The following is a 20,727-nucleotide window of genomic DNA, read 5'->3' on the forward strand; positions in this document are numbered from 1 at the left end:
ATACTGTATCGTTAGCGTGCGCCGTGCGCAGCGGATTTCCTGTCAAACTTTCCTGCGAGGAGGCGACATGGACGAGACCGAAGTATTGATCGCGGGTGCCGGACCGACCGGCCTCGTGCTGGCCCTGTGGCTCGTGCGCCAGGGCGTCAAGGTGCGGATCGTGGACCGCAGCGCGGGGCCCGGCACGAGTTCGCGTGCGATGGCCGTGCAGGCGCGCACCCTGGAACTGTACCGCCAGCTCGACCTGGTGGACGAGATCGTGGAGGGGGGCCTGCGCAACCCGGCCATCAACATGTGGGTGAAGGGCGAACGGCGCGCGCGCCTGTCGTTCCGTGACGCCGGCCGCGAACTGACGCCGTACCCGTTCGCGCTGATCTATCCGCAGGACCGGCACGAGCGGGTGCTGGTGCGCCGTCTGATCGATGCGGGCGTGACGGTCGAGCGCAATACCGAGCTGCTCGGCTTCGAGCAGGATGCCACGGGCGTGACGGCGCGGCTGCGCGGTCCGGCGGGCGAATCCGTGTGCCGCGCCGCGTGGCTCGCGGGCTGCGACGGCGCCCATTCCGTCGTGCGTCACCAGCTGGGCACGGGTTTCGAGGGCGGCACGTACCAGCACACGTTCTATGTCGCCGACGTCGAAGTGTCCGGGCCGGCGGCGAACGGGGAGATCCACGTGTCGCTCGAGGATGGCGATTTCGCCGCGCTGTTCGCGTACGACCTGCAGGGCAATGCGCGCCTGATCGGCGCCGTGCGGGATGCCGAAGTCCGCGAGGGCCATACGCTGGCCTTCGACGACGTGCGCCAGCGTGCCATCACGAGCCTGGGCATCAAGATCCGGCAGGTGAACTGGTTCTCGACATACCGCGTGCACCACCGCGTGACGGGACATTACCGCGTGGGCCGCGCGCTGCTGCTGGGCGACGCGGCGCACGTCCACAGCCCGGCCGGCGGGCAGGGCATGAACACGGGCATCGGCGACGCGATCAACGTCGCATGGAAGCTGGCCCACGTGCTGCGGGGCCAGGCGCCCGAGTCACTCATCGATACCTACGAGACGGAGCGCAAGGCGTTCGCCCGCAAGCTCGTGGAGACGACGGACCGCGCGTTCTCGTTCGTCGTCGCGGAGGGCGGGTTCGCCGACTTCGTGCGCACGCACATCGCGCCCCTGTTCGCGTCGGCCGCATACGGCATCGAGCCGGTCCGGGCGTTCATGTTCCGGGTGCTGTCGCAGCTGGGCATCCATTATCCCGACAGCACCCTGTCCGCAGGCAGCGCGGGCCACGTGCACGGCGGCGACCGGCTGCCATGGACGGGCTACGGCGGCGGCCCGGACAACCACGCGCCGTTGGCGGCGATCGCGTGGCAGGTGCACGTGTACGGCGAGGTGGCGCCGGCGCTGCAGACCTGGTGCGCCGGACGCGGCATCGCACTGTACCGCTACGACTGGTGCGACGCCTGCCAGGCGGCCGGACTCGCCCGCGATGCGGTCTACCTCGTGCGGCCGGATACGTATGTCGCACTGGTGGACCGCGCGGGCGAGCGCGACACGCTGGAGGCGTATTTTACGGAGCGCGGCATCCACCCGGTCTAGGCGGCGCGCGCCTGCCCGCCGGCCGCCTCGTCGCGCAGCAGACGCGCGGCCGCCACCATGTTGCGCAGCGCCGCTTCCGTCTCCGGCCAGGCACGCGTCTTGAGCCCGCAGTCCGGGTTCACCCACAGCCGGTCGGCCGGCACGACGGCGCTCGCCTTGCGCAGCAGGCGCACCATGTCGGCCGTCGCCGGCACGCGCGGGGAGTGGATGTCGTACACGCCCGGGCCGATCTCGTTCGGATAGGCGAACGCGCCGAAGCCGGCCAGCAGTTCCATGTCCGAGCGGCTCGTCTCGATCGTGATCACGTCGGCGTCCAGTGCGGCGATGGCCGGCAGGATGTCGTTGAACTCGGCGTAGCACATGTGGGTGTGGATCTGCGTCGCGTCCGCGACGCCGCTGGCGGCGATGCGGAAGGCGCGGCCGGCCCAGTCCAGGTAGGCGTCGCGGCTCGCGCGGCGCAGCGGCAGGCCTTCGCGCAGCGCCGGCTCGTCGATCTGCACGATGCCGATGCCGGCCCGTTCCAGGTCCGTGACTTCGGTGCGGATCGCCAGCGCGATCTGGGCGCAGGTGAGGGCGCGCGGCTGGTCGTCGCGCACGAACGACCATTGCAGGATCGTGACGGGGCCCGTCAGCATCCCCTTCATCGGCCGCGCCGTGAGGCTTTGCGCGTACGCGGTCCACGCCACCGTCATCGGCGCGGGGCGGGCGACGTCGCCGTACAGCACGGGCGGTTTCACGCAGCGCGAACCGTACGACTGCACCCAGCCGTTGGCACTGAACGCGAAACCGTCCAGCTGTTCGCCGAAGTACTCGACCATGTCGTTGCGCTCGGCCTCGCCGTGCACGAGCACGTCCAGCCCGAGCGCTTCCTGTACGCGGACGGCATGGGCGATCTCGGCGCGCATCGCGGTGTCGTACGCGGCATCCGCCAGGTCGCCGCGGCGCCACGCCGCACGCGCGGCGCGGATGGCGGGGGTTTGCGGGAACGAGCCGATCGTCGTCGTCGGGAACGCGGGCAAGTCGAAGCGGGCGCGCTGCACGGCCTGGCGCTGCGCGAACGGAGAGGCGCGGCGGTCGGCGTCCGGCGGCAACGCGGCCAGCGCGGCGGCGACGTCGGGGCGCGACACGCGCGGACTGGCGCGGCGGGCGGCCAGCGCGGCGCGGGCGGCGGCGAGATCCATCGCGACGGCCTGCTCGCCATGCGTCAATGCCTGTTGCAGGATGCGCAGCTCGTTCAGCTTTTCGCGGGCGCCGGCCAGCCAGGTGCGCAGTTCGGCGTCGAGGGCGGCGTCGTGCGCGAGCGTGAACGGGACGTGCAGCAGCGAACACGATGGCGCGAGCCACACGGCGCCGGCACGGCGCTCGAGCACGGGACGCAGGCGTTCGAGGCAGGCGTCCAAGTCGGCGCGCCAGATGTTGCGGCCGTCGACGATGCCGACCGACAGTACCTTGTGGTCCGGCAGCCAGTCCGCGACGGGGCGCAGTTCTTCCGGCGCGCGCACGCCGTCCACGTGCAGCCCCGCGACGGGCAGCTTGCATGCGAGGCTGAGGTTTTCCTGCAGCGGCGAAAAGTACGTGGCCAGCAGCAGCGGCACACCCGCGCCGTGCAGCAGGTGATAGGCGCGCTCGAACGCGAGCGACCAGTCGCCCGGCAGGTCGAGGCCGAGGATCGGCTCGTCCAGCTGCACCCACTCCGCGCCGGCGGCCTTCAGGCGGGCCAGCAGGTCGCAGTAGAGCGGCAGCAGGGATTCCAGCAGCGCGAGGCGGTCGGCGCCGTCCTTGGCCTTGCCCAGCCACAGGAAGGACAACGGACCGACCAAGGTCACCTTGACGGCGTGACCCAGTGCGCGGGCCTGCGCCACCTGGTCCAGCAGGCGGTCCGGTGCCAGTGCGAACCGGGTGGCCGCGTCGAATTCCGGCACGAGGTAGTGGTAGTTGGTGTCGAACCACTTGGTCATTTCTAGCGCGGGTTTGCCGTGAGACGTGTGACCGCAGCCGCAATCGTCGTGGGCTTCCGTCGCCACGCCGCGGGCCAGGGTGAACAGCTGCTGCAGCGGCGTCTCCGTACCCGTGAAGCCGAAGCGCGCGGGCGCGCAGCCGAACAGCAGCACGTGGTCGGCCACCTGGTCGTAGAACGCGAAATCGCCCACGCTGACGAAGTCCAGCCCGGCCGCCCGCTGGTCGGCCCAGTGGCGCGCGCGCAGGTCGGCGGCGACGGCTTCCAGCGCGAGCTCGTCGATCTCGCCGCGCCAGTGGCGCTCCAGCGCAAATTTCAGTTCGCGCTGGGCGCCGATGCGGGGATAACCGAGAATATGAGTTTTGATCATGTTGTTGCCTCATCTGGATGAATAAGTCTTGTCATCATCGATGAGCAAGGGGCATAATTCAAACGAATTATTTTTCTGTCCAGATGAATTCCGCTCATGCCGACCTCGATCCTCGACCTGCGCCACCTGCGCACTTTATTGGCGCTGCTTGAATCGGGAAGCGTTTCGCGCGCGGCCGCGCTGCAGAACGTGACGCAATCCGCGCTGTCGCACCAGCTCAAGGCACTGGAAGAGTTCTACGGCTTGACGCTGTTCGAGCGCAAGTCGGCGCCCGTCGCGTTCACGCCCGCCGGGCGGCGCCTGCTGGAGCTGGCGCAGGACGTGATCCCGGCCGTCGACAGGGCCGAGCGCGACATCGCGCGCCTGACGGGCCACGGCGCGGGCAAGCTGCGCATCGCCGTCGAATGCCACACGTGCTTCGACTGGCTGATGCCGTCGATGGATGCGCTGCGCCTGCGCTGGCCGGAGGTCGAGCAGGACATCGTGTCCGGCTTCCAGTCCGACCCGGTCGGGCTGCTGCACCAGGACCGGGCCGACGTCGCCATCGTCTCCGAGGTCGATGCGGACGAGCGCGGCGTGGGTGTCTATCCGCTGTTCGAGTTCGACATCGTCGCGATCCTGCCGCTGGGCCACCCGCTGCTGGCGCGCGACCATCTCGTGGCCGCCGATTTCGCCGACGAGACGCTCATCACGTATCCGGTTCCGGACGAGATGCTGGACCTCGTGCGCCAGGTGCTGCGCCCCGCGGGCGTGGAACCGCCGCGCCGCACGACGGAGCTGACGGTGGCGATGCTGCAACTGGTGGCGAGCGGACGGGGTTTCGCGGCGCTGCCGCTGTGGGCCGTGCAGACGTATCTGCAGCGCGGCTACGTGGCGCAGCAGCGTATCGGGGAGGGCGGATTGACGGGGCGCCTGTACGCGGTCACGCGCCAGGGGAAGAAAGAGACGGGCCGCGACGACGCCTACCTGGAGGATTTCGTCCAGGTGATGCGCGAGACGTCGTTGCGGACCTTGCCCGGTATTCGGCTACTGTGAGCCCTCAGACGGCATAGGCCGGGGTGGCGCCGTAGCGGTTCGGACGGCTGTCCTGGGCCAGGAACACGATCAGGACGATGATGCCGACGATCGGCACGAGGCTGATGAGCTGCCACCAGCCGCTCCGGTCCGTGTCGTGCAGGCGGCGCGCGGCGGCGGCGATCGACGGCAGCAGGGTCGCGAGCGAGAATACGATCGACAGGGTGGTGCTGACCTGGCCGAGGATCATGCTCGCAATGACGAGGAACAGGGCGAACCACCAGTATTCGGAACGGCGTGCCGTGCCCTCGAAGTTGGCGTATTTCTGGAAGCAGGTCTGGATCGATTCAATGAACGTCATGGTGTCCTCGCGATGTAAGCCCGACAGCATCGTACGCGAAAAGCGGCCTGACAAACTCGCCAATTCTCACGCTCCGCACGGTTCATCCGTGCGTCATCCGGATGGCTTATAGTAACGACGACAATATTGACGGGAGCAAGCATGCGGTACACCCTCGCTTCGTCGGCCGGCAAGGGCCGGATCAACGAAGACGCCGTCGTCGTGTACGAGCGCGACGGATTCACGGACCTGGTGCTGATGGATGGTGCGACGCCGCTCACGCCGGAGCGCTGCGTGGCGGCCGGCGCCAGCGATCCGGCCTGGTTCGTGCGCCGCTTCGCGCAGGATCTCGGGTGCGTGCTGCGCGCGGACGCCAGCCAGGAAGCGCTCGTGCTGGAAGCGCTGGAACACACGCGCGCCGCGTACCGGACCGCCGGCGGCCACGCCGACGTGCCGCCGTACGCCTGGCCCATCGCGACGCTCGCATGGGTGAGGGTTTTCGACCCGGACACGGAAGGCAACCACACGCTGGACCTCTTTTGCCTGGGCGACAGCAAGATCCTGCTGCAACTGCCCGACGGCGCCGTGCGCGACCTCGACCCGTTCGAGAACCCGCAGGAACAGGCCACGCAGGCGGCCGTCGCCGCGCTCGTCGCCGAGGGCATCCTCGACCCGGCCGAGCGCTGGACGCGGCTGCTGCCGATGCTGCGCGCGCGCCGTCACGAACAGAACACGGCAGCCAGTCCAACGGTCCTGTGCATGGAGCCGCGCGGCCCGTTCGCGGTGCGCAAGGCGCGGGTGACGGCACCACGGGGCGCGCTGCTGCTGGTGCTCAGCGACGGCCTGTATCGCCTCGTCGATACCTACGGCCTGCATTCCGACGGCAGCCTGCTGGAGGCGTGCCGCGCGCGCGGCCTGGATGCGCTGCTGGACGAGTTGCGCGCGTTCGAGGCCGGCAAGGAGGCCGCGGGACTGGCCGCGAAGACGGCGGACGACGCCTCCGCCGTTGCCTGGCGTTTTACTTGAAACGAGAAAGGAGAGACCGATGTCCCATGCCTGCATCGCACCGGCGGCCCTCGCCCTGATCGAGCGCTACGTGGCCGCCTACAACGCCTTCGACGTCGACGCCATGCTCGATACCTTGACCCCCGACGTCCGTTTCGAGAACTGGTCCGGCGGGCAGCTGACCGCCGCCAGCGACGGGCGCGACGCGTTCCGCGTGCTGGCGGAACAGGCGCGAACGATGTTCGCCGAACGCGAGCAGCGCGTGACGGCGCTCGCGCCGCGCGGCGACACGCTCGTCGCGGCGATCGCCTGGCGCGGCCAGCTCGCGGTCGACGTTCCCGGCGGCCCGCCGGCCGGCACGCGGCTGGCGCTGCGGGGCGAATCGGAGTTCGTCGTGCGCGATGGACAACTGGCGCTCGTCGTCGATCGCAGCTGAGCCGCGCGGCTTGCCGATTTGACGTGGATAAAATCAGACGATTCTGCGAAATTTAACCTTGGTTAGATCTGACTCATGGATTTGTATAGCCAGGAGGTATAATCTGATCTTTTACCCCAGCGCAATGTAACTTATTGGGGTGGCATCGGATTTTCAGGAAATCCATTCGTGTCGCGGGTTTCCTCGGCTCCATATTATGATTGGCTTATTCATATCACATGAAAGGACTTCCATGAACCATGATGCAGGATTCCGCGTTTCCCGTCTCGAGGAACAGAAGCAGCGCGCCCGTCGCGTGCGCATTGGTGTAATGATCGTGCTGTGTGCCTTGCCCGTGGCGATGGCGCTGGCGAAGACCGGGGTTACTGCTCTGGTACGTGTATCCGCGCTTTGACGTGCTTGAGGTTCGCGACGATCGTGAACGTCATGATGACCAGTAGCGACCACGAACTCCACTTGCTGACGTGGACGGCCGACCAGGCTCCCAGCTGGTTCGGATAACGCCACAACCCCCAGAACGTGCTGAGGTTCTCCGCCAGCCAGATGAAGAACCCGGTCAGCACGAATCCAAGCAATAACGGCATGCGCCGCTCGCGGTCCAGCGGGCGGAAGCTGACGGTCGTGCGGGCGTAGAGCCCGAGCGCGACGGCCGCCAGGTACCAGCGCACATCGCCCAGCGCGTGGTGCGTGAAGAAATTCAGATAAATCAGCAATGCGACGAGCGCGGCCATCCAGTACGGCGGATGATGACGCACGCGCAGGTCCAGCAGGCGCCACGCCTGGATGATGTAGCTCCCCACGGCGGCATACATAAACCCCGAGAACAACGGTACGCCCAACACCTTCGTGTAGGCGAAATCGGGATAGCTCCACGACTTGATCCCGCTCGACGTCTTGAACGCCTCCAGCGCGAAGCCGAGCGCGTGGAACAGGCAGATCGCCTTCAGTTCGTCCCGGGTTTCCAGCCCGCTCTTCAGCATCCACGCCTGGATCGCCAGCGCCGCCACCAGCAGCAGGTCGTAGCGCGGCACGCCGAACAGGCCGGCACGCGGCACCAACAGGACGCAGGCGAAGAACAGCCCCGCGAACAGGCACGCGCGCGCTTCCTTGACGCCGAACATGAGGAATTCGAGCGCGCCGCGGCGCCAACCCTCGATGCGGCGGCTGCGCGCGTCCGTCAGCAGCGCATCCAGCGTGGCGAGGGAGGGCGGGGCGCGGCGGAGCATGGGCTTCAGTAGCAGTCGGTGCCGTCTGCGGCGGCGACGCAGATCGACGCGGTGCGCTTGCGTTCGATGTAGTCCGGGTTGGCGAGGTCGGTGTTGCTGCCCGGGCACGTGGCGCCGTTGCAGGCCGTCGCCTTGAGCTCGAAGATGTTCTTTTTCACCGAGGCGCCGGCTGGCGTCAGTCCTTCGTCATACGTCTGCATCGAGCACTCGATGGTCACGGTGAAGCCGGTGTCGGTCTTGAAATCCGGCGCGGGATTCAGGGTGGCGCAGTTGGCGTTCTTGGGTTTCAGCTTGTAGAACGCCCATTCGAGTCCCGTGCGCGCGGCCTGGCTCGCGCGCGCGCCGAGGACGGCCTGGTTGACGGTGGTCTGCTCCGTATCCGACAGGCGCAGCACCGCGAGCGCGAAGCCGGCCAGCACGACGAGGAAGACGATGGCCGCGATGTACGCGAACCCGCCTGCGCGCCGGGCCGTCATGGCGTGTTCTCCACGTGGGCGCCCATCGTCAGCCGGACCGTCTCGCCGCCTTCGGACAAGCCCAGGCGCAGCTGCATGTAGCCGCTCTGCTGGGTCACGCCCTGGCTTTCGTGGTACAGGATGTTGCAGTCGCTGACCTTGGCGACGAGGACCGCTGCGCCCGTCGGGCACGTCTTCGCCGGCGTGGTGCCGGGCGCATAGCCCGTCACGCGGTAGATGGAGGCCGTGCCCGTGCCGTTGGGGTCCGTGCCCGGCTTCGTGCACGTGTAGGTTACGGCACGCTCGCTGGCGGGGATGACGACGAAGCGGCCGCCTTCGTAGCCAGGGGGAAGGGTCGCCGCCGTGGCGAGGGTGATGAGGTTCTTGCCGTCGGCCGGCTTCGCGGCCGGGTCCACCTTCTGGATTTGCCAGCTGTTGGCGGTGTCGTAGACGTCGTTGCCGTTGACGTTGCCGATGAACAGATAGTCGCCCACGAGGCTCGCGTCGTGGCTCGTCAGCGTGTTGAATGTGGTGGTGGGCGTGTCGCGGTCCAATGCCTTGCCCCCGGGGTTAGCCGGATCGGTGCCGTAATCGAGCGCCGTGCGGAACCGGCCCCCATCCCGGGTCGGCACGAATTCGATGCACTGGCTCTGGGCGCCGTCGAACGTATAGCGCAGCGAGTTCGGCACGGCCGTGCGCACCTCCCACAGGATGCGCCGCAGCGCGGCATCGGCCTGGCTCGTGAGATTCACGCGCTGGCGGATCGCGAGGTAGCTCTGCATCGCCGGCCGGATCTGCAGCACGAGGATGCCCGCGATGACGCCGACGAGGACCATCACGATGATCAGTTCGACGAGAGTGAAGCCGCGCTGGCGGTTCATGATGGGTTGGTCCTCCAGCCGGTCAGGACGATGGAGCCGTTCCCCGGCATCGATACAGTGACGGTGACGCGCAGCGAGTCCGTGCTCGTCGCGATGCCGGCCAGCGCGGCCTGCTTGACTTCGACGGCGACGTTGTACCGCTCCAGTCCCGGGATTGCATTGCCTTCGACGTCCTGGACACCGGTCGTGCCGTAGCCGTTGTAATCCATGACGCAGTCGAAATTGATGCGCGCGCCGCCGGCGGGGGGCGCGGGGTCCGCCGACGTGAACGGCTTCATCAGGATCTCTTCCATCATGTTGTCCGCGATCGCCTGCATCTGCTGGACGATGACGGGGTCCACGCTGGACCGCGTCGTGGCCGTGTACACGGCGACCATGCCCGCCAGCGCGACGCCCATGATGACGAGGGCGACGATCAGTTCCACGAGCGTGACGCCGGCGCTGCGCCTGACTTTATTCAACATAGCCGGTCGTGCCCTGGATGGTGATGGTCCGGAAGGTGTTCTTCTGGCCGTTGACGTCGCCTGTGATGGCGATGCCGTCCGTCCAGGGTGTCTTGCCCGCGAGATCCTGCGTGACGCGGCCGTCCGGCTGGAAGTACAGCGTGCCGGCCGTGGCCGTGAGCGCGCTGTCGCTCGTCGCGAAGTCGTCGTCGCCCGCTCCGTTCAGCGCGATCCCCGCGCTGCCGCAATCGTTCACGCGCAGCACGACGGCTTTCGGCCCGACCGTCGCGCACACGACGCGGCGGTGCCCCATCGCGATCTTCTGGGCGCGGCGCAGGCCGCTGACGACCTGGTCGCCGAAGATGGCCGCTTCCGACGTCTTGTCGCCCATCAGGCGCGGGATGCCGATGGCGGCCAGCGCGCCGATGATGACCATCACGACGACCAGTTCGACCATCGTGAAGCCGCCGCGGTGGGCCGGGCGTGTCATCGGAACACCTCGCGCGTGTGGATGATGCGCTTCGTTTCCGGGGCATAGACGCCAAAGGTGGCCAGGGCGGACGGGTCGACGGCACCGGCCGCCGTGCAGGACGCATCGACACTGCGCAGGAACGCAAGATTGGCGCCCGTGCTGGTCGTCATCTTGACGCCCCTGCCGGCGTAGCAGGAGGTGTTGGCGGTCGTCGTGCCCAGGTTGATTGCGAACGGCGCGCTGACGTGGGCGGCCACGGAGGGCGTCAGGGTCAGTTCGGCCTTGCCGTTCGTGAACGCCGGCGACAAGGTGGGCGCGATCGTGTAGCCGGACACCGCCCCCGTCGACACGATGCCGGCGGGCAGGGCGGTGGTGGAGTCCTCGTTGTTCAGGATCCACGTTTGTCCCGTGTAGTACTCGATCGACACGGGAATCTTGAGCGTGGCGCCCGCGGGGCCGAACCGGCTGGGCATGCGGATGCGGCCGCTACGGATCAGCAGCGTCGGTTCGGTGCCGGTCGTGACGCCGGAGGGGATCGCCGACGAGCTGGCCGGAGATTGCGCGGCGGGCAAATCCTCGGTGGCGCGCACGCGCAGGCGCGTCTGCCCGGTGGGGGACGTCGTGAACGTATGGCTGCCGGTCCACGTGGCGATGCCGGCCGTGAAGTCCGTGCCCCTCAGTTGTGCCTTGCCCGTCAGGTCGGTGGCCGGATACGTCGCCGAGCGGCTGAAGGCACCGATGGCCAGCGCCGTGCCGTCCGGGTTGAGCGCGGTGAACAGCACGTCGCGCGCATCGGTCCCGGCGTAGTTCTGCGTGATGCCGTTCTGCAGGTTGCGCGCCGTGACCGTCAACTTGATCGCCGGTTCGCCCGAATAGTATTGCGGCAGGGCGCCGCCGAAGGCGCTGGACGTGCGTTTCCAGCCGGTGTCCGTGTCGAACGTGAAGTAGGCCGGGCTGAACGTGCCGGCGGCGCCCGTGCAGCCGGTGGTCGCGATGTTGGTCGTCGCGGTGGCCGGCTGCAGGTTCGTGCCCAGATAACCGTTGCTATTGGTGAGCGAGGCGAGGAGGTCGATGCGGCCCGTCTCGCTCCATCTCGCCTTGAGCGTCTGGACCCCGGCGACGGTAGACGCCGTCGTTTGCGCGAGCAGGCCGTTGTTGTTGATCGGCTGGCAGGCCACCGGCGCCAGTTTCGCGCTTTCCGATACCGACTCGCGGCCGAAGTTCGGGGTCGCGGCCGGTGTGGAAGCGCCGTTCAGCGCCGTGACCGTCGCTGTGAATTCCTTGCCCGCGACGTAGGGGGCATTGGCGCCGGCCAGCGTGATCGCGAATTTCGCGGGCGCGAATACGGTCGTGACGCTGGCCGATGGCGGGCTGCCGGCACCGCTGTCGGCTGCTTTCACGGTCACCGCGCCGGCGTCCGCGTACTGCAGCGGCACGGCCACCTTGCCGTCCGCATTGAAGGTGAGCTTCAGCGTCGTACCGGTGCTGTCACAGGCGGCCGCTGCGTTCTGGCCGCCGTTCAAAGGCGTGCCGTTCAGCCGGACGGGTAGCGTGCCACTCGTCGGATTGCCGTAGGCGCAGGTGAAGTTGATGTTGCGCTCCACATTGTTGAACAGCGGCACGCACGAGTTCGATTTCGCGTCGAAGCGCACGGCCGCGATGGTCAGCTGCGGTGCCGTTGGCGCTTCGGCGTAGAAGGCCTGGCCGGGCAACGTCATCGTGTAGGCGGAACTGGCCACGGCGACCTTGCAGTCGGCGCCCGGCCCGGTATCGCCGTTGCGGATGCACGTCGTGGCATTGGCCGTCGTGGCGCCAGACGCGCCGAGGGTGAAGGTGCCAGGCTGCGTCCATGCAACGGTCGCCTGCGCGATGCCGGACGTGGGAATCGGCACCGACTGGCCCGTCGGAGCGAGCGTCACGGTGCCGCCGCCGCCGTACGTGGCCGTGCAGGCCTGGTTGGCGCAGGCGGTGATCGTCACCGTCGACGGCGCGCACACGCTGCCTGCGGGATCGTACGCGATCAGGAAGTGGTCCAGCGGTACTACATTCCCCTGGCAGTGCGGGCCCTCTTCGGTGTTCACTTCGTACCCGCTGTTGTTGGTCACGCAGTCGCACTGGCCGGACCGGGTGCCGCCCGTGCAGTAGATGACCTGCGTGACGCGGTCCTGCGACCCGAGCACGGCACTGTCGACGGTGGCGTTGCCGTCGATGATGGCCTTGGCCGGGTTCATCGTGAGCGTGCCGGTCACCACGTCGCCGTAGACGTTCACTTGCGAACCGATCTCGAGGGAGGTCTTGGCCGTGATCTTGCCCGTCACGTTCGACTGTGCGGGCAGCAGGTTGACGACGGGGGCCGTGATATCGCCCTTTACCGTACCTTGCGAACCCAGTTCGAACGAGGTCTTGGCGACGATGTTGCCGTAGATTTCCGAGCCCGGCCGCGCGGTGATCGTCGCGCCGGTCACGTTGCCGTTGATGACGGCGTGCGTCGCGATGTCGACGCTGCCCGTTGCCGTGACGCTGCCGTTGATCGTCAGGCCGGATCCGGTCCCCAGGTCGGCGTCGGCGGCCTTGATGTTCGCTCTCACTGTCTGCACCTGGCTGCCGATGCGGAAGGTGTTTGCGGCCACGAACGTTCCGCCGTCGACGTTGAGGTTGTCCCCCTTGATGCCGCCGATGTCGAGGTTCCCCGTGCTTGACAGGACGGCGCTGCCGCTCATCGTGAGGCTGTGGTTGTAGCCGAACGAGACGTCCGACGTAACGTTCACCGTATACCCGCTGGCGATGACCATGCTGTCGTCCCAGCCCGTGAGCGGGAGGCTGGGGCAGGTGTAGACGGCGCCGGACAGGGTGCAGTTGCCGACGGTGGCGATGCCGCCGAACGTGTACACGGCGCCGGCGGACGCGGGGCCGCCTGCCGCGGACAGCATCAGGGCAAGCACGAACAGATGAAAGCGGCGCAGGAACATGGCTGGGCGATTATATCTTGACGGAACACGTATTTCGTCAAATCAATAGTGCATGAGGGCTGCCAGCCACACCGGCATCGCGACGGCGCCGTGGCCGGATTCGTGTGATGCATACGTTGGAGCCATTGTCGCGCCGTGCGCGTAGAATAGGGTCAATGGATGGCGAGGTCACGATGAAGGAGCCGGATGCGACGACAATCGTGGGGGAGCGCGAGGGGCGCGGCCGCGGCATGCCTCAAGTGATCATCGCGACCTTCCTCGAGCTGATGCGCACCCGCAACCCGAACAGCATCACGTTCCGCGACATCGCGGCCGCGGCCGGCATCTCGCACATGGCGCCCTACCGCCATTTCCGGTCGAAGCAGGAATTGCTGAACCGCATCGGCGACATCGGTTTCGGCATGCTGGCGCAGGCGCTGGAAGATGCGGCGGCACAGCACGTACGCGCGCCGCGCCGCCAGATCCTGGCGGCATGCGCCTGCTATTACCGTTTCGCCGTCGACAACCCGTCGTATGCCCAGGTGATGTTCGGCACCGACCGCGAGCTGTGGGACAAGGCCGCACCGCCGCCCGCGCTCGAGCGCACGCGCGCCATCCTGCAGCGCATCATCCACAACTGCCGGTTGTCGGGCGACTTGCCGGGAGGGCTCGACGAAAAGGAGGTCCTGGGCCTGTTATGGGCCCACGTTCATGGCTTCACCCTGCTGGCCGCCAACCGCGTGCTGACCGAACGCGAGATCGGCGCGCCGGAAGCGTTCCTGGAGAAGGGCGTGCAGGTCATTCTCGCGGGACTTGATGTGGCGTCGCAGAAGTGACAAACGCCGCCATTCCGGTTAGCATAATTTGTTAGTCTCTCGAACAATTTAGCCCGGACGCTGCCGCCCGCAAGCGTATTGACGCAATCCTCTGCCCACCGACGATGTCTCCCACACCTCTTTGCCTCGCCACTGCCGCCGCGCTGTCTTGCCCCGGTGCCGTGTTCGCACAATCCACGCCCCCGGCCATTAAAAACAAGGCCGAGGACAAGCCGATCCAGAAGGTGGAAGTGAAAGGGGCTGCCAGCACCTACGACCCGCGCCGTGACGACACGGCCAGCAAGACCGTCCTGTCGGCCGACGAGATCCGCAAGTACGGCGACGACAACATCTTCGACGTGCTGAAGCGCGCGCCGGGCGTTACCGTGACGGATAAATCGATCAAGATGCGCGGCCTCGGCGCCGGCTACACGCAGATCCTCGTCAACGGCGACCGCCCGCCGCCGGGCTTTTCGCTGGACGCGCTGACGCCGGACCAGATCGAGCGCATCGAAGTGATCCGCGCCGCCAGCGCCGAGTACTCGATGCAGGCCATGGCGGGCACCATCAACATCGTGCTGCGCAAGGTCGTGAGCAAGCCGCAGCGCGACCTGCGCCTGAACGCGACGCGATCGACGCTGCAAAGAAGCGGCACGATGGGCGGCACGTGGGGCGAGAAAGTGGGCACCCTGTCGTATTTCGTGAACGGCTCGCTGTTCGGCGGTCACAACGAATTCCATTCGCGCGGTGCGGACCAGTTGTCGCTGCCGGACGGTACGCTTGCGCAGTCGCGCCTGACCCGCTACGACGGCGGCGGCGCGTACCGCGGCGGCGTCCTGTTCCCGCGCCTGAACTGGAAGATCGATGAGGACAACGAGCTGAATCTGTCGGCCGGCCTGCAGGCCAGCAGCCATGCGTGGTCGGGTGCCTCGCACAACGACAACCTGGTCGGATCGTTCGGCAATCCGGACTGGGTCGACATGCCGGGCCGCACGTCCGGCGACCAGTGGATGATGCGCGGCGAGATCGGCTGGGTCGCGAAGGTGGCCGGCGGCAAGCTGGACGTGAGCCTGTCGGGCGAGCGCAGCCGAGACGAGAACGACAACGCCACGGATTATTACTCTGTCGGCCGCGCGCACCACCTGCTGCGCGACTGGGACACCGTGTATCGCCCCCGCCGCATGGCATTCCGCGGCAAGTTCGCGCGCTCGCTGTTCGATGGCCATGCGCTTGTCACGGGCATCGATGCGAGCCGCCAGCGCAACGAGGACTCGCGCGACCGCATCGACCAGCAGGACGGCGCGCCCGCCACGCACGTCGTGGAGGCGTACGCGCCGCAGGTGACGCGCCTCGCCGGCTACGTACAGGACGAGTGGAGCATCACGAAGCAGTGGTCGATGTACCTGGGCGGGCGCTGGGAAGGCGTGGAGACGGAGAGTGCGGGGACGAACGTGCCCGGGACGACGTCGCGCAGCCACGTGCTGAGCCCCGTCGCGCAGACCCTGTACAAATTCCCGGACAAGAGCGGCCGCCAGGTGCGGCTCGCGCTCACGCGCACGTACAAGGCGCCGACCGTCGACCAGCTGACGGCGCGGCGCTACCTGTCCGCGCTGAACACCCGCTTCGCGGCGGATTCCAGCGGCAACCCCGCCCTGAAGCCGGAGCTGGCGAACGGTATCGACATCGCGTTCGAGCAGTACTGGGCCGAAGGGGCAATGGTCTCCGTGAGCGGCACGCAGCGCCTCATCAGCGACTACATCCGCACCCGGCTGGACCTCGATCCGGACGGCCGCTGGATCTATCGCCCGCTGAACGACGGCGATGCGCGCGTGCATTCCCTCGAGGCCGAAGTGAAGCTGCCGCTGCGCATGCTGAACCCGGCCGCGGCGGGCTTCGACATGCGCGCGAGCGTCACGCGCAACTGGTCGGACGTGTCGACCGTGCCCGGTCCCGACAACCGTCTCGACGGGCAGACGCCGATGTCGGCCAATCTTGGCCTCGATTACCGCCGCGATCGCCTCAGCTTCGGCGCCAGCATGGCGTACCAGCAGGGCGGCTGGGTGCGGGTCTCCGATGCGCAAACCCGCCACGCGCACACGCGGCGCGACGTCGACGCGTACGCCGCGTGGAGGCTCGACCCGATGCTGCAACTGCGCGTCACGCTCAACAATATCCTGGGCATGGACAACGCGTCGGAGAGCATGTACGAGGACGCCGGCGGGCTGTCGCGCCAGGCCAGCTGGCAGCAGGGCGCCACGCGGGTCGGGGTGAATCTCGAGCTGAAGATGTGACGAAGAAACGAATGTTCCATCCGTTACGGTTTGGTACAAATTCCAAACGTACAGATGAGTTACGGCGGTTAGGATTGCCGCATGAACTTTACTTTTTCGTCATTGGAGCACGGAACCTGTGTCGTCAAGCTTTGGGCGACGGGCCGTTACGGGTTTTCCCTGCCGAAGAAAGTCGACATCACCACGCCCGGCGGGGTGTCGTGTACGTTCCTCTACATAAACAAGAAGCTGAGCATGAAGCCGGAACCGGGCAACCGGATGATCGTGCGGATCGCCATCGGCGCGTTCCTCGCAGGCGCGCCGCCGGACGGCAGCACGATCGAGATCGATCCCGACATGCCGCCGTATGCCGGCAAACTCACCCCGGTGCGGCTGGACGCGCCGCGCGCACCGATGCGGGTGCGGCCGGGAAAGTCGCACGCCCGCACGCGGTCGGATGCCGAGTGCGGGACGACAACCTGACAGTCCGGGGAGTTTTTCCGCAGCGCTGATGGCGCTTACAATCGGCGGTCACAAAACGTAAGCCTCATCCGTCTAATGGATATGGATACCCAGACCGCCACACCGCTGGACGAATTCGTCCGCCTGCGCCCCCGCCTGTTCGGGATTGCCTATCGCATGCTCGGGGTGCGCGCCGACGCCGAAGACATCGTCCAGGAAGCCTGGCTGCGCTGGCAGAACGGCGGCAGCATCGAGGCGCGCACGCCGGAAGCGTGGCTCGTCACCGTCGTCACGCGGCTCTCCATCGACCGCCTGCGCGGGGCGATGACGGAGCGCGAGCACTACGTCGGCCCATGGCTGCCGGAACCGCTCGTGGAAGACACGGCGGACTCGCCGGAAAGCGCGCTTGAAGCGGCGGGCGACCTCTCGACCGCGTTCCTGCTGATGCTCGAACGGCTGGCACCGGAGGAGCGCGCCGTGTTCCTGCTGCACCAGGTATTCGATTTCGATTACGCCGAAGTCGCGGCGATGGTCGGCAAGACGGAAGCCGCCTGCCGCAAGGTACTGCAGCGGGCGCGCGAGCGGGTGCGCGCGGAACGGCCCCGGTTCGCCGTCAACCGCGAATTGCACCTGGAATTGCTGGGGCGCTTCGTGCAGGCGACCCGCTCGGCCGATCCGGCGCAGGTACAGGCCCTGCTGACGGCGGATGCCACGTTCACGGGCGATGGCGGCGGCAAGGTCAAGACGACCGTGAAACAGGTGTTCGGCGCCGACCGCGTGGGCCGCCTTGTCGCGGGCATCGAACGCAAGTGGTCCAACGCCGCGACGCGCCACGATATCATCACGGTCAACGGCATGCCGGGCCTGCTGACCTGGCGCGATGGCATGCCGGATGCGATCACGTCGATCCACGTCGAGGACGGCCGCATCGCCGCCATCTACGTGGTGCGCAATCCGGACAAGCTAAGCGGACTGGCCGGCATGCGTGCCTGATCGGTATCTTTTGTCACCGCGCAACATATTTTCCTGATAACACTCAGAGGAAGAGCAGATAGTCAAAAAAAACCGGGCGTGTTGCTTATGCATGGCGCAAACGGAGGTATGCTGAGGGCGGCGCAACGCTACCATGGTCAACTCTTCGAAGGTGCGTAACAGATGGCAGGGCATACCTCGTTGTACAAGAATCATGTGTTGTTCTTGTCGCACAGCTTCTTCATCAAGGACAACCAGGCCGAGTTGCAGTTGCACGCGCATAAGTACGATTTCGACATCCGCTTCTTCCATGAGCTCAGCGAATTCGTGACTGCCGTCGAGCGCGACGCGGGCGACGGCCTGTACCTGATCGATCTGGACGCGCTGTACAACATGCAGTCCGACCTGCATGACAAGCGCAAGACCCTGCTGCTGGGCGAGTTGCTGGAACGGCTGCCGGACGATCACCGCTACGTCTACCTGCAGAGCGTGCGCCAGGGCAGCCGGTTCCTGCTGCAGCAACGCCTCGTCGACAGCAAGTGCCTGGCCTATGCCGAAAAACCCATCGCCAACGACGTCCTCGTCGACAAGCTGTTCAACCTGTTCGTGCAGCAGAAACGCGGCGACCTCGTACGCGTGGCCATGCTGGGCGCGCCGCCGGGCTGGGACGAGGCCGCGCTGCGCGAACAGCGCCTGGACATCACCTATCACACCGACCCGCAGACGCTGCATCTGCGCGTGAAAGACCTGCAGCCCGACATGGTCCTGATCACGGACGTGGAATACGAACGCACGGAAGCCGTCGTGCGCGTCCTCAAGCGCAATATCGAAGCGGACCCCGTGCGCGAGATCACGTTGCTGCAGCGCCGTGCCGACCCGGCCCAGGCCCGGCGCGCGCTGGACAGCGGTTTCGATGCGCTGCTCGCGATGGACGACCCGGACCTGCTCGCGCGCCAGCTGCTCAACCGGGCCGCCAAGATCCGCATCAGCCGCGACCTCATCGGCAAGGACCGCGCGACTGGCCTGTTGAACAAGATCGGCCTGCAGCAAAAGGCGCAGTCGCTGATCTGCCGCGCGGCGCTGGAGAACAGGCCGCTGTGCTTCGGCATCATCGACATCGACAAGTTCAAGACCATCAACGATACCTGGGGCCATTACTTTGGCGACATCGTCATCAAGCGCCTGTCGCTGACCTTGGCGGCGCGCATGGAAGAGGGCGATCTGCTGAGCCGCTTCGGCGGCGAGGAATTCGTCGTCGTCTTCTGGGATTGCAACCTGGAGCAGGGCTGGCGCCGGCTCGACGCACTGCGCCAGGCGTTCGGCGCGATCGCGTTCGAGGTCAAGCCGGGCGACGTGCGCCACTTCTCGTTCAGCGGCGGCCTGGCGGCGTACCCGGAAGGCCGCAGCGAGAACGAATTGTTCCTGCGCGCCGATGCGATGCTGTACGAAGCGAAGCAGGGCGGGCGGAACCAGATCCGGCCGCTGGCGGCGCCCGTCGCGCAAACGGGCTGAATCCTTACCAAATGTGAAATGATTTGCCGGGCTACGCGTCCGGCACGCAACACTCTTGCGCTGATTGCTGCCGAATTTCTCTACGGGAAGTATCATACGCACTCCCGAAATCCAACGAAGCAGGAGTCAAGACCTTATGGCAGGCCAAGAAGTCACATTCGACGACGTTGCGCGCGCAGCCGAGAGTTTGCAGAAGGATGGCGAAGCGGTCACCATCGAAGCGGTGCAGGACTTCCTCGCCGAGGGTTCGCCGAACGCGATCTTCAAGCATCTGGCCGCGTGGCGTGCGGCAAACGTCAAGCCGGTGAAGCCTCCCAAGGCCGAGCTGCCGAAGGAATTGCTGGCGGGGCTGGCAGACTGGGCCCTGAAGTTCGCGGAAGAGTCCGGCGCCGGCGACCGCGAGGCGCTGGCGCGCAACGAGGCGGATATCGAAGCCCTGCGTTCAGCCGGCGAAGCACTCGAAGGCGAACGCGATGCGCTGCGTGACGAAATGGCGAACGCGGCGGCGGCGGCGGAGGAAGCGATCGCCGAGCGCGACGAAACCATCGAACGCCTGAACGCGGAACTCAAGAATGCGCGCCAGGTCGCGATGGATGCCCTCGTCAGCAAGGCGAAGGACCAGCTCGCGATCGACGGCAAGGAACAGCAGCTGGCGCAGCTGCGCCAGGAACTGGAACGCAAGGTGGCCGACATGGCCGCCGAATCCGATGCACGCCTGCGCGCCGAGATGGAACTCGTGGGCGCGACCACCGCCCGCGACAGCCTGGCGTCCGAGCTGGACGACCTGCGTGCGAAGCTCGACAAGTCGACGACGGAGCGCAGCAAGCTGCGGGCCGAGCTCACCGAGCTCAAAAAGAAGTAACGTTATGGTGACACGGACGGGGTGCGTTTCAGGCACCGTAACGTAAACGTCGACCGCGTCCGCGTTACCCCCGGCAGCTTGTACAGCTTCTGCCGCAGGAATTTCTCGTAGCCCTCCGTCCCCGCCACGGCAACCTTGATCAGGTAGTCGTACTCCCCCGACAGCAGATACGCCTCCATCACCTCCGGCAGGTCGGCCAGGGCGTCCTGGAACGCCTTGAAGATCTCGTCGTCATGGCGGTCCACCGTCACTTCGATGATCACCGTGTCCGGCATGCCCAGGGCCCGCTGGTCCAGCATTGCGACGTAGCCCGTGATGAAACCTGCTTCCTCCAGCGATTTGACGCGGTGCCAGCAAGGCGTCGGCGACAGGTGCACCGTTTCGGCCAGTTTCTGGTTGCTGATGCGCCCGTCGCGGCTGAGCGTGCGCAGGATCTGGCGGTCGGTCTCGTCCAGCTGGCCGTCTTTCATCGCAGTGCTTCCTTCGTAGTTTCTAGATAAGGGCGGAGATTTTATCTTCTATTTCGCATTTCTGCAGAAGAGCCTTGCGGAAATGGCTGTGTTATCGCTATCGAATAGAAGCACATTCTGCGCGTGCTCCCTTACCATGGCGCCTATCCATTTATTGCGGCGCAGCATGCCTTACCCGGGAATGTCCGCGTCGCCGCTTTTCGTTCAGGAGCCCTCGTGTCGAATG

General features: G+C 66.8%; 19 protein-coding genes. 10 read left to right on the forward strand and 9 right to left on the reverse strand.

Features of this window, described 5'->3' with window-relative positions; translation table 11 throughout:
* Positions 1 to 67 precede the first annotated feature (67 nt).
* Positions 68 to 1,591 (forward strand): FAD-dependent monooxygenase, encoded by a 1,524-nt coding sequence (locus tag P0M04_RS25215; RefSeq protein ID WP_259452272.1) that lies wholly within the window; start codon positions 68 to 70, stop codon positions 1,589 to 1,591.
* On the opposite strand, the gene metE is transcribed toward P0M04_RS25215, so the two are convergent.
* Positions 1,588 to 3,918, reverse strand: coding sequence for a 5-methyltetrahydropteroyltriglutamate--homocysteine S-methyltransferase (metE, locus tag P0M04_RS25220; protein ID WP_259452273.1), 2,331 nt, complete (start codon positions 3,916 to 3,918; stop codon positions 1,588 to 1,590). The two genes, P0M04_RS25215 and metE, sit on opposite strands and share 4 nt — an antisense overlap.
* A gap of 96 nt (positions 3,919 to 4,014) precedes the next feature.
* Between metE and P0M04_RS25225 the strand changes: the two genes are divergently transcribed.
* Complete coding sequence (locus tag P0M04_RS25225; protein ID WP_259452274.1) at positions 4,015 to 4,953, forward strand: LysR family transcriptional regulator; 939 nt, start codon at positions 4,015 to 4,017, stop codon at positions 4,951 to 4,953.
* A 4-nt stretch (positions 4,954 to 4,957) separates the two neighbouring features.
* Here the strand turns inward: P0M04_RS25225 and P0M04_RS25230 are convergent, their stop codons facing one another.
* The gene (locus tag P0M04_RS25230; RefSeq protein WP_259452275.1) at positions 4,958 to 5,293 is read right to left on the reverse strand and encodes a DUF805 domain-containing protein; all 336 of its coding nucleotides are present in this window, start codon (positions 5,291 to 5,293) and stop codon (positions 4,958 to 4,960) included.
* Between the two features lie 141 nt (positions 5,294 to 5,434).
* On the opposite strand from P0M04_RS25230, the gene P0M04_RS25235 reads away from it, so the two are divergent.
* Together P0M04_RS25235 and P0M04_RS25240 are read left to right on the forward strand one after the other, a co-directional pair.
* Positions 5,435 to 6,298, forward strand: coding sequence for a protein phosphatase 2C domain-containing protein (locus P0M04_RS25235; RefSeq protein ID WP_259452276.1), 864 nt, complete (start codon positions 5,435 to 5,437; stop codon positions 6,296 to 6,298).
* Positions 6,299 to 6,317: 19 nt separating this feature from the next.
* Complete coding sequence (locus tag P0M04_RS25240) at positions 6,318 to 6,713, forward strand: nuclear transport factor 2 family protein (protein ID WP_259452277.1); 396 nt, start codon at positions 6,318 to 6,320, stop codon at positions 6,711 to 6,713.
* A gap of 362 nt (positions 6,714 to 7,075) precedes the next feature.
* On the opposite strand, the gene P0M04_RS25245 is transcribed toward P0M04_RS25240, so the two are convergent.
* The 6 genes from P0M04_RS25245 to P0M04_RS25270 are packed head-to-tail and all read right to left on the reverse strand — an operon-like array spanning position 7,076 to position 13,159.
* The gene (locus P0M04_RS25245; RefSeq protein WP_371877389.1) at positions 7,076 to 7,939 is read right to left on the reverse strand and encodes a DUF817 domain-containing protein; all 864 of its coding nucleotides are present in this window, start codon (positions 7,937 to 7,939) and stop codon (positions 7,076 to 7,078) included.
* A 5-nt stretch (positions 7,940 to 7,944) separates the two neighbouring features.
* Entirely contained in the window at positions 7,945 to 8,415 is a 471-nt protein-coding gene (locus P0M04_RS25250) for an MSHA biogenesis protein MshP (RefSeq protein WP_259452278.1), read from the reverse strand.
* The gene (locus P0M04_RS25255) at positions 8,412 to 9,275 is read right to left on the reverse strand and encodes a prepilin-type N-terminal cleavage/methylation domain-containing protein (protein ID WP_259452279.1); all 864 of its coding nucleotides are present in this window, start codon (positions 9,273 to 9,275) and stop codon (positions 8,412 to 8,414) included. The genes P0M04_RS25250 and P0M04_RS25255 overlap by 4 nt, the downstream gene beginning before the upstream one ends.
* On the reverse strand, positions 9,272 to 9,739 hold the full coding sequence (locus P0M04_RS25260; RefSeq protein ID WP_259452280.1) for a prepilin-type N-terminal cleavage/methylation domain-containing protein: 468 nt from the start codon (positions 9,737 to 9,739) through the stop codon (positions 9,272 to 9,274). The genes P0M04_RS25255 and P0M04_RS25260 overlap by 4 nt, the downstream gene beginning before the upstream one ends.
* On the reverse strand, positions 9,729 to 10,208 hold the full coding sequence (locus P0M04_RS25265) for a pilus assembly FimT family protein (protein WP_259452281.1): 480 nt from the start codon (positions 10,206 to 10,208) through the stop codon (positions 9,729 to 9,731). The genes P0M04_RS25260 and P0M04_RS25265 overlap by 11 nt, the downstream gene beginning before the upstream one ends.
* Positions 10,205 to 13,159: a polymer-forming cytoskeletal protein gene (locus P0M04_RS25270; protein ID WP_259452282.1), complete on the reverse strand. Its 2,955-nt coding sequence runs from the start codon at positions 13,157 to 13,159 to the stop codon at positions 10,205 to 10,207. The genes P0M04_RS25265 and P0M04_RS25270 overlap by 4 nt, the downstream gene beginning before the upstream one ends.
* A 155-nt stretch (positions 13,160 to 13,314) precedes the next feature.
* On the opposite strand from P0M04_RS25270, the gene P0M04_RS25275 reads away from it, so the two are divergent.
* The 6 genes from P0M04_RS25275 to P0M04_RS25300 all read left to right on the forward strand — a co-directional run bounded on the left by P0M04_RS25275 (position 13,315) and on the right by P0M04_RS25300 (position 20,031).
* Positions 13,315 to 13,974, forward strand: a complete 660-nt coding sequence (locus P0M04_RS25275; protein ID WP_259452283.1) for a TetR/AcrR family transcriptional regulator — start codon at positions 13,315 to 13,317, stop codon at positions 13,972 to 13,974.
* A 161-nt stretch (positions 13,975 to 14,135) separates the two neighbouring features.
* Positions 14,136 to 16,244, forward strand: coding sequence for a TonB-dependent receptor plug domain-containing protein (locus P0M04_RS25280; protein WP_259452284.1), 2,109 nt, complete (start codon positions 14,136 to 14,138; stop codon positions 16,242 to 16,244).
* Positions 16,245 to 16,325: 81 nt separating this feature from the next.
* Positions 16,326 to 16,706: a hypothetical protein gene (locus P0M04_RS25285; protein ID WP_259452285.1), complete on the forward strand. Its 381-nt coding sequence runs from the start codon at positions 16,326 to 16,328 to the stop codon at positions 16,704 to 16,706.
* An 81-nt stretch (positions 16,707 to 16,787) separates the two neighbouring features.
* Entirely contained in the window at positions 16,788 to 17,678 is an 891-nt protein-coding gene (sigJ, locus tag P0M04_RS25290; RefSeq protein ID WP_307727330.1) for an RNA polymerase sigma factor SigJ, read from the forward strand.
* Between the two features lie 195 nt (positions 17,679 to 17,873).
* Positions 17,874 to 19,169: a GGDEF domain-containing protein gene (locus tag P0M04_RS25295; protein WP_259452287.1), complete on the forward strand. Its 1,296-nt coding sequence runs from the start codon at positions 17,874 to 17,876 to the stop codon at positions 19,167 to 19,169.
* Between the two features lie 136 nt (positions 19,170 to 19,305).
* Positions 19,306 to 20,031: a DNA-binding protein gene (locus P0M04_RS25300; protein ID WP_259452288.1), complete on the forward strand. Its 726-nt coding sequence runs from the start codon at positions 19,306 to 19,308 to the stop codon at positions 20,029 to 20,031.
* A 2-nt stretch (positions 20,032 to 20,033) separates the two neighbouring features.
* Here P0M04_RS25300 and P0M04_RS25305 read toward each other — a convergent pair whose 3' ends face one another.
* Positions 20,034 to 20,501: an Lrp/AsnC family transcriptional regulator gene (locus tag P0M04_RS25305; protein ID WP_091661881.1), complete on the reverse strand. Its 468-nt coding sequence runs from the start codon at positions 20,499 to 20,501 to the stop codon at positions 20,034 to 20,036.
* Positions 20,502 to 20,727 lie beyond the last annotated feature (226 nt).

Origin of the sequence: Telluria mixta (assembly GCF_029223865.1) — a bacterium.
In the GTDB taxonomy this organism is placed as follows: domain Bacteria; phylum Pseudomonadota; class Gammaproteobacteria; order Burkholderiales; family Burkholderiaceae_D; genus Telluria; species Telluria mixta.

What these genes read in the sequence shown, in the direction of transcription:
- P0M04_RS25225 (WP_259452274.1), top strand. Translation starts at nt 4,015, where the DNA reads ATGCCGACCTCGATCCTCGACCTGCGCCACCTGCGCACTTTATTGGCG.
- metE (WP_259452273.1), bottom strand. Translation starts at nt 3,918, where the DNA reads ATGATCAAAACTCATATTCTCGGTTATCCCCGCATCGGCGCCCAGCGC.
- P0M04_RS25275 (WP_259452283.1), top strand. Translation starts at nt 13,315, where the DNA reads ATGGATGGCGAGGTCACGATGAAGGAGCCGGATGCGACGACAATCGTG.
- P0M04_RS25305 (WP_091661881.1), bottom strand. Translation starts at nt 20,501, where the DNA reads ATGAAAGACGGCCAGCTGGACGAGACCGACCGCCAGATCCTGCGCACG.
- P0M04_RS25240 (WP_259452277.1), top strand. Translation starts at nt 6,318, where the DNA reads ATGTCCCATGCCTGCATCGCACCGGCGGCCCTCGCCCTGATCGAGCGC.
- P0M04_RS25255 (WP_259452279.1), bottom strand. Translation starts at nt 9,275, where the DNA reads ATGAACCGCCAGCGCGGCTTCACTCTCGTCGAACTGATCATCGTGATG.
- P0M04_RS25300 (WP_259452288.1), top strand. Translation starts at nt 19,306, where the DNA reads ATGGCAGGCCAAGAAGTCACATTCGACGACGTTGCGCGCGCAGCCGAG.
- P0M04_RS25250 (WP_259452278.1), bottom strand. Translation starts at nt 8,415, where the DNA reads ATGACGGCCCGGCGCGCAGGCGGGTTCGCGTACATCGCGGCCATCGTC.
- P0M04_RS25260 (WP_259452280.1), bottom strand. Translation starts at nt 9,739, where the DNA reads ATGTTGAATAAAGTCAGGCGCAGCGCCGGCGTCACGCTCGTGGAACTG.
- P0M04_RS25230 (WP_259452275.1), bottom strand. Translation starts at nt 5,293, where the DNA reads ATGACGTTCATTGAATCGATCCAGACCTGCTTCCAGAAATACGCCAAC.
- P0M04_RS25245 (WP_371877389.1), bottom strand. Translation starts at nt 7,939, where the DNA reads ATGCTCCGCCGCGCCCCGCCCTCCCTCGCCACGCTGGATGCGCTGCTG.
- sigJ (WP_307727330.1), top strand. Translation starts at nt 16,788, where the DNA reads ATGGATACCCAGACCGCCACACCGCTGGACGAATTCGTCCGCCTGCGC.
- P0M04_RS25215 (WP_259452272.1), top strand. Translation starts at nt 68, where the DNA reads ATGGACGAGACCGAAGTATTGATCGCGGGTGCCGGACCGACCGGCCTC.
- P0M04_RS25270 (WP_259452282.1), bottom strand. Translation starts at nt 13,159, where the DNA reads ATGTTCCTGCGCCGCTTTCATCTGTTCGTGCTTGCCCTGATGCTGTCC.
- P0M04_RS25285 (WP_259452285.1), top strand. Translation starts at nt 16,326, where the DNA reads ATGAACTTTACTTTTTCGTCATTGGAGCACGGAACCTGTGTCGTCAAG.
- P0M04_RS25235 (WP_259452276.1), top strand. Translation starts at nt 5,435, where the DNA reads ATGCGGTACACCCTCGCTTCGTCGGCCGGCAAGGGCCGGATCAACGAA.
- P0M04_RS25265 (WP_259452281.1), bottom strand. Translation starts at nt 10,208, where the DNA reads ATGACACGCCCGGCCCACCGCGGCGGCTTCACGATGGTCGAACTGGTC.